Origin of the sequence: Vibrio sp. 10N.222.52.B7 (assembly GCF_041474275.1) — a bacterium.
Taxonomy (GTDB): domain Bacteria; phylum Pseudomonadota; class Gammaproteobacteria; order Enterobacterales; family Vibrionaceae; genus Vibrio; species Vibrio crassostreae_C.
In genome coordinates this window covers 1-281 of the sequence record NZ_JBFRTU010000630.1, presented here as the reverse complement: position 1 = coordinate 281, position 281 = coordinate 1, and the positions used below count along the sequence as shown (strand labels likewise).

Below are 281 nucleotides of genomic sequence, written 5' to 3'. Positions count from 1 at the left end.
TTCTTATAGGTATTAAAGTTATGGTTTATCAGTTTGGTGTCGACTACAGCGGCGTTTATAGGGTTCTGTTGCGCTTCTGAAAGGGCAGAAAGCTTGGCGCCACTGTCGTTGTTTAAAATGCCTTTCGACAACTGATTATCTTTGGCCCAGTAGCTGTAGTGTTGAACCCAACTTACAAACTCAGTTTTGTATTGTTCGATGTCTTGTTCGGCGGCACGCTCAATATTGTTGGTGAGGGTGTACAACTTCGGCTTGCTGCCCAACAGCATATCTAGCCAGTT

Annotated in this window: 1 pseudogene; it reads right to left on the bottom strand. The window is 44.5% G+C overall.

Annotated elements, in window-relative coordinates:
- Window positions 1-281, bottom strand: a pseudogene (locus tag AB4512_RS24545) (hypothetical protein); the annotation flags it as partial.